We start from the raw sequence: 6,016 nt of genomic DNA, 5'->3' as shown, positions 1-6,016 counted from the left end.
TAGAATGACGGGAAAAGTCTCGTCTCTCGTTTCTCATCTCTCGCATCTCTTTTCTATTGTCTCAAATCTCAAATCTCCTGTCTCATATCTCACGTCTCAAATAATATGTGGAAAAACTACTTTAAAGTCTCCTTCAGAAACCTGTCTAAGCGAAAGCTTTACACAGGTATCAATATCCTCGGCCTGACGATTGCCATTGTCAGCTTTTTGGCGATCTCACTCTATATCTATCATGAGCTCAGCTATGACAGGATGTACACCGATGCAGACAGAATCTACCAATTCAATCAGGAGTTTGTGTCCGGTGGTGAAAGTCAACTTGTCTCTTCCACACCTTCGATGCTTGTCCCGACTTTGATGTCCGAAGTCCCTGAAGTGGAAATCGGTACTTTGGTTTTTGACCTCAGCATTTTCTCCACCGTCGTCGTAGATGCAGGGGAGGGAAATCAGGAGGAATCCCGCTTTGCCTTTGCTGATGAGAACTTCTTCAAAGTATTTGATTTTGAGGTATTGGTAGGAAATCCCGACTTGGTCCTTTCCGAACCCAATCAGATCGTCCTGACGGAAAGCACCGCTAAAAGGTATTTTGGAAAAGCCAATGCCGCAACCGGAAAACCACTCAAAATAGATGGTGGAGAATACATTGTCTCAGGTGTGATGCAGGATTTTCCTTCCAACAGCCATCTGGACTTTGATTTCATAGCTTCTTTCAAAACCCACCGTCACGGGACTAAGCCCGAATGGTCTCCTTCCAATTATTATTCCTATGCCAAACTGATTCCCAATGCAGATATAGCAGCATTTTCTTCCAAACTGGATCAGATGGTCGAAAAATACATGGGAGAGGATATGAACAATTACGGGTTTAGGACTTCCTTTCAGGTTCAACCTGTCACTTCCATCCACTTGGGAGAAAACCAACTTCAAAGTATCAAACCCACATCCGATATCAAGTACCTGTACATTTTTGGAATAGTGGCGGTGCTCTTGATTTTTATCGGAATCATCAATTATGTCAACCTTGCCACTGCCGAAGCCACCGAGCGGAACAAGGAAGTCGGTTTGCGCAAGGTCATGGGGGCAGGCAGGATGCAGCTTTTTGGACAGTTTATCTCCGAATCATTTATCCTGACTTTCTCCGCACTTGTCTTCAGTGTATTGGCCCTTTATTTTATGGTGGATGCCTTCGGGGATATTTCCGGAGTACCCTTGCAGTTGGAATTGCTGCTGACACCCACAGGTCTTGCGGTGATTTTGGGTTTGCTGCTGCTGATCGCTTTTCTGTCAGGCGTATATCCTGCCTTGATTCTGTCAGGCATGGAGCCTTTGAAGGCATTGGGCAAGAACATCAAAATAGGAGGGGGAGCTTGGCTTCGCAAAGGTTTGGTCGTGTTTCAGTTCTTCGTTTCAATAGGATTATTGGTTGCGACGCTGATTGTGCAGCGACAGTTGGAGTACATGCAATCCGTCAACCTCGGCTATGACAGGGAAGAAGTCGTCGCCCTCAGCTAGCATTACAATATGAGAAAATCCGTAGGAAGTCTCAAGAATGAACTCCTGCGGTCGGGTGCTGCCCAATCGGTCACTTTGGCTGCAGACATGCCGATCTATATCAAAGCCGGCTACAAGATTTTCCCTGGATTGGATACGGACAAAGAAATGATGATCACCGGCTATTCCGTAGATCCGGATCTGGTCAAGACTTTGGGTTTGAAAATCGTTGCAGGAGAGGATTTTGCTGCGGAGGAACTCACGAGGACGGTTGCCTATGAACAAGAAATCGAACATGCGGTCATGCTCAATGAAGCTGCCGTGAAAGAATTGGGTTGGACCAATGAAGAAGCGGTTGGCAAGAAACTGAACTTCGGTTCGCCGACTTATGTCAAAGCCGTCGTGGGAGACTTCTATTTCAATTCACTGCATCATCAGGTAGGGCCTTTGGCCATCATGGTGGACCCTGAGCAGGCCAATGTGATTTTGGCAAAACTCCCGAAGGGAAATCCTGCCGAGCACCTTGCCAAAATGGAAGGAATCTGGAAAAGCCTTGCCCCTGACAGGCCATTCAATTACAGATTTGTCGATCAGGAATATGCCCGCATGTACCAAACCGAAGAGAAAATCGGCGCAGTCTTCAGCCTTTTTGCAGGGATCGCGATCTTCATCGCCTGCATGGGATTGTTTGGCTTGGTCTCCTATGTGGCCTTGAGAAGAACCCGGGAGATCAGTATCCGCAAAGTTCTCGGAGCCACTCAGTTCGATGTCCTGAAAGTGTTGTCAGCTGATTTCTTTGTGTTGCTGGGGATCTCTGCAGTGTTGGCAACAGCATTTGGCATCTGGTTTTCGAAGCAATGGCTGGAAGGATTTGCCTACAAAACAACGGTTTCCCCGATGGTGTATGTGGTTGCTATCCTGACTGTAGCTGTGATTTCTCTCCTGACGATCGGGTACCGCACGGTTAAAGTAAATCGGACAAACCCTGCGAAGACGCTTAAGGACGAGTAGGGGAATTATGAATGATAAATTCTGAATGAAGAATGTTGGATTCCGCTGAAAGTGACAAGCGAGGAGGGAAATCTAAAAAATGAATCCCGCAAAGAAATGGGAATTAGGATGGAACCTGCGTCATTCTGAACCGTAGCATGCGAAGGTGAAGAATCTCTGATTGGGGACTCTTCGCTCCACTCAGAGTGACGGATTAAACAAATAGACTTCTGTTATCCTGCTTCTCCTGAAGCAGGATTTTCTTTTATCGTTATAGGAAACAAAGCCCGAGTCTGTACTTTTCCTCAAATCCATTCATTCCTCATTTATCATTCATAATTTTTCATTTTTTTGTTGCAAAACCAGAGTCCGTATTTTATCTCGAATTCATTCATCATTTATAATTCATCATTCTTAATTTTTTCCCCAACCCCCTGATTGATTCAGTTCCAATTCACATAATTCACCCTTATCGTCCGCTTGCGAACAAAAATGTTCGAAACCTTGAAGCTTCCTTAAGTAAAAATCGCCCTTATTCGGACAATAAAGGGCTTTTTTTATGGCATAGGATTGGGATGTTCAAAATGACCGATGACCGTTGACCGATGACTGGTGCCAATACATCCGTCATCCGTCATCGGTCAAATTATTCTCATTTCCCTTTTGAATACTTCAGTCTTAAATCTCATGTCTCACATCTTATATCTAAATAATGATTCAACTCAACAGCATCGATAAATTCATAGAATCGCGGTTTCAGCGGGTTTTTATATTGAAAGGAATTGACCTGACCATCGAGCAGGGGGAATTTCTCACCCTGATGGGACCTTCCGGAGTCGGCAAATCCACTTTGCTCAATATCATCGGATTGTTGGATGAGGATTATGAAGGCAAATACTCCTTTGACGGCAGGTCAATCAATGATATGAAGTCCAAGGAAAGGTCTTCTCTGCACAAATCTGAGTTTGGGTACATATTTCAGGCTTACCACCTAATCGACGAACTCACGGTGTATGAAAATATAGAAACCCCTTTGCTTTACCGAAATGTTACCGGAAGTGAAAGGAAAAGCATCATTGCCAACCTTTTGGACAGGTTCAACATGGTGGCCAAAAAAGACCTGTTTCCTGAACAGCTTTCAGGCGGTCAGCAGCAGTTGGTCGGGATAGCAAGAGCGATAGCAGGCAGACCAAGGGTGTTGTTGGCTGATGAACCGACAGGAAACCTCCATTCTGCTCAGGCAAAGGAAATCATGGAGGTATTCAAAGAACTCAACAAAGAAGGAACGACGATCATCCAAGCTACCCATGCCCGTGAAAATGCTGATTATGGGACAAGGTTGATTGAGATGTTGGATGGAAAAATTGACAAAGACTTCGCCATATAATCATGAATAAGATACTTATCACCGCTTCGATTTTGATGGCTTTCATTTCAGAATTGAACGCCCAGGATACATTGAAACTCAATTTCCGTGAGGCTGTGGAAATCGGTCTCCAGCAAAACCTTGCTTACAGACAGCGGGAAAACCAGCAGGAAGTGTTGAAAAGAGAGAAGCAGGCTGCCCAATTGGCCCATTTGCCCAACCTGAATATCAGTAACAGTGGATTCAGACAAAGCGGGCAACAATACCAACAGGTAGAGGATGAACTTATAGTAACGAATGTTTCCAACAACATCATCAATTCCAGCCTCAATACTTCGATGCCGGTCTACAATGGCGGCCGGAGGATTAACAACACGCAGGCTACGAGGTTTTTTGAGGAAGCAGGGGAAAACAGCCTGCAAAGAGCGGCACAGGAAGTCATGTTCAACATTGGCCGGCAATACCTGCAGGTTTTGCTTGATCAGGAATTGTATAGAATCGCATTGGAAAACCTTGAAAACCAAAAGAAACAGTTGGAGCAGATTGAAGGCTTTGTAGAAGCTGGATTGAGGACACTTTCAGACCAATACAACCAACAATCCGAGGTGGCAAGGTTGGAGACAGTAGCTTTGAATGCCAAGATACAATGGGAAACGGATGCCTGGACCTTGGCAGAAACATTGCAGTTGGAACCCAATGTCATCCCTGAACTCGAGGCTGTCAGTCTGAGTCCCGGGCAAAGTGACTATTTGAACATGTCTGTGGATGAACTTTTTAAAATCGCATTGGAAAACCGCAAAGACTTCAAACAGCAGCAATTGTTGGAATCAGGCAATAAAAAACTGCTCGCCGTTTCCAGGTCATTCATGTATCCCCAAATCAATGCTTTCTTCAATTACAGTACGTTTTTTACCTCTCTGGATGAAAGATCTATTTCAGAACAACTTTGGCAGGTGTACCCACAGCAGACCATCGGTTTGTCTTTGAATATCCCGATTTTCAATAATTTCAATAACAAGCTGACGGTGACCAGAAGTCAGGTCCAATACCACAACCAACAGCTGGAAAAATCAGCCTTGGAAAGGAGAATTTCCCAAGAGATCAAATTAGCTTACGAAAATTACAAAGCCAGCATCAAAAGGGAGGAAGCTACCAAATTGCAGCTTGCTGCTGCTGTGGAAGCACAGACAGCTATTTCTGAGAGGTTCAGGCTTGGCGTCAGCAACTTCGTAGACCTTGCCACCGCCAACCAACAGCTCGTAACCGGTCAATCAGACTATGCCCAAGCTTTGTATACCCTTTTCTTCCAAGAGCTGATTTTGAATTACCAATTGGGAGTTTTGGCAATAGAGTAGCATCTTTTTTTGAAAATGAGACAAGATCGACATATATACCGTCTAACAATTATAACTCAACTTCAAAAATTGTATGCAACGGAATTTCTTAATACTCATATTGGGAATATTTCTCACTTTCAGTTGTGACGAAAAATTTGATTGTGAAGATTTTACCTTAGGAACCCCTTTCATTGTAAAGACAGGAGAAATAAATCAGGATTGTCCCGGTCAGCTTTCCATCACTTTGGTGCGGGTGGAAAATGATTCAAGATGTCCTTCAAATGCCAACTGTGTTTGGGCAGGGAATGCAGAAGTGATGTTTATTTTTAGAAATGGGGATGAGGAAAGGGAGTTCACTTTGGACACAAATGCATCCATGCAGGGAAGTGAAAATGAAAAAGAGGTATTGGGATATTCCATCAAACTCAACGGATTGACTCCCTATCCTGAAATTTCAATGCAAATCAAGGAAAAAGATTACCAGGCTGACATCACCATTACCAAAGTTATTTGAGTATAAAACTGTGGAACTTTGGAAAAAAATGGATGAATGTTGAAAAGGAAATCGAAACAGAAAGCCTGATATTCTATTGAGTTGCTCTGGATTTGATATAATTACTTTCATCCTTGTTTGATTGAGTTCTCAATTTGATTTTTTGAAATATATACAAGAGTGCAATACCAAAATAAACTTTAAAGACATTCTAAAAGCTATTTAAAAATAGATGCCTCATTTTTACAGCCACTTTTTTTCTTGGCAAAAAAAGTAGCCAAAAAAGCCAAGACGGCGGAAACCTATCCACACACAAGGCCGAGGCCGGCCCGGTCCGCC

Annotated in this window: 5 protein-coding genes; all 5 read left to right on the top strand. The window is 43.7% G+C overall.

Translation table 11 applies throughout. From position 1 onward, the window contains the following. Positions 1-105: 105 nt before the first annotated feature. The 5 genes from ACZFYI_RS14275 (at position 106) to ACZFYI_RS14255 (ending at position 5,698) form a co-directional block, all read left to right on the top strand. A complete protein-coding gene (locus tag ACZFYI_RS14275) occupies positions 106-1,512 on the top strand; it encodes an ABC transporter permease (protein ID WP_462524802.1) in 1,407 nt (468 codons plus the stop codon). A gap of 9 nt (positions 1,513-1,521) precedes the next feature. Next, entirely contained in the window at positions 1,522-2,502 is a 981-nt protein-coding gene (locus tag ACZFYI_RS14270; protein WP_462524801.1) for an ABC transporter permease, read from the top strand. A gap of 691 nt (positions 2,503-3,193) precedes the next feature. Further along, positions 3,194-3,868 (top strand): ABC transporter ATP-binding protein, encoded by a 675-nt coding sequence (locus ACZFYI_RS14265; RefSeq protein WP_462524800.1) that lies wholly within the window; start codon positions 3,194-3,196, stop codon positions 3,866-3,868. Positions 3,869-3,870: 2 nt separating this feature from the next. Continuing rightward, positions 3,871-5,202, top strand: a complete 1,332-nt coding sequence (locus ACZFYI_RS14260; protein ID WP_462524799.1) for a TolC family protein — start codon at positions 3,871-3,873, stop codon at positions 5,200-5,202. Between the two features lie 73 nt (positions 5,203-5,275). Continuing rightward, positions 5,276-5,698: a hypothetical protein gene (locus ACZFYI_RS14255; protein WP_462524798.1), complete on the top strand. Its 423-nt coding sequence runs from the start codon at positions 5,276-5,278 to the stop codon at positions 5,696-5,698. The last annotated feature ends 318 nt before the right edge of the window (positions 5,699-6,016 follow it).

Source organism: Aquiflexum sp., assembly GCF_977115555.1.
Note: the sequence above shows the minus strand (reverse complement) of the source record. Positions and strands in the feature narration are given on the sequence as shown.